General features: G+C 46.8%; 2 protein-coding genes. Both read right to left on the minus strand.

Features of this window, described 5'->3' with window-relative positions; all coding sequences use genetic code 11:
* Window positions 1–547: hypothetical protein (locus tag K675_RS33235; protein WP_198291692.1), on the minus strand; the 547-nt coding region annotated here is incomplete at its 3' end.
* A partial coding sequence (locus tag K675_RS31935) for a formyltransferase family protein (protein ID WP_017906543.1) occupies window positions 537–1,089 on the minus strand: 553 nt, incomplete at its 5' end. The genes K675_RS31935 and K675_RS33235, both read right to left, overlap by 11 nt.

The raw sequence follows: 1,089 nt of genomic DNA on the forward strand, positions 1-1,089 counted from the left end.
GGCAGCTCTTATATTTTTTGGTCAGTTCTTTCAAAGCTTGTGGATTGAAGGAATGCTGAGTGTCTTTATAAGGGGTTTTATATCGGAGCAGACCAAAGCCCCCGAATCCGATATCGACATATTTTGCATAGCCAGTACTATAAAGAACTGCATCGGTATGATCACAGATAATATTATTGAAATCGGGCGGGCACAGGCAGCGGTCATCAATGATCAGGGCCTGAGGTGAAAGAGATTTTATTTCGGAAAATATCTGGTCGGTTTTGAAGACGGCACCGTAGGACCTGGCATAAACGATCCCGGCAGGAGGAGTGCCAGGTCGTCTCCAACGAGCCATCACCGCCTCATGATCCAGGCAAAGTGTTCTGGGGCAAATATCGATAAATTCGAAAGAGCGTCCAGCCTTTAGAAATACCAATGGAACAATCGGGCATATATTGGCTGGCAGAAGAAACGGACCGCTCAGGATGGGTGAGGTGATAATCTTGAACAGTACTGTAGCTGCGCGCTGTTCGAAATGGAATCTTGCGCTGCCATTAGAGTTCAAGAGGGTGCTCCCGTTCCGTGTTGGCGGCGCGAGCGAGCGAGATGAACACTTTCTGCCCATCCAAGTAAAAAAAAGCAGGATAACGTTTGCTATCGCAGGCGCGAATGCTGTTATAGAGAGCAATCAGTGGCTGGGTTGGGTCGATTTCTGAATCCTCCGGGCTTCTCTTAGGTGCTACGATTTTTGTGAGTGATGGGTCTTGCTCTGTTCCGGTGAGCAGGTCTCTGTGGATCAGTGACATCAATTCGTTGAGGAACTGCGGCATAAGTTCATGGGCCTGCATCTTGATTGATGCAGTTGTGCTGAACCTTGAAATGGGGAAACGAAGTTGATGAATTATTTTCCCATCATCAAGTTCGGGGGTCAGATAATGGGCGGTAATACCATGCTCATGTTCTTCGTTGATAATCACATAAGGCTCCGTATGGTAGCCTTTGTATTGCGGCAGAATTGCAGGGTGAACATTAATCACTAGGCGATTCTCAAGTAATTTGAAGAAATCGGAACCAAGTATTCGACGCCAGCCCATTGAAATTATAACA

It is taken from the genome of Pseudomonas fuscovaginae SE-1, from assembly GCF_000364705.1.
GTDB classification, from domain to species: Bacteria; Pseudomonadota; Gammaproteobacteria; order Pseudomonadales; family Pseudomonadaceae; genus Aquipseudomonas; species Aquipseudomonas fuscovaginae_A.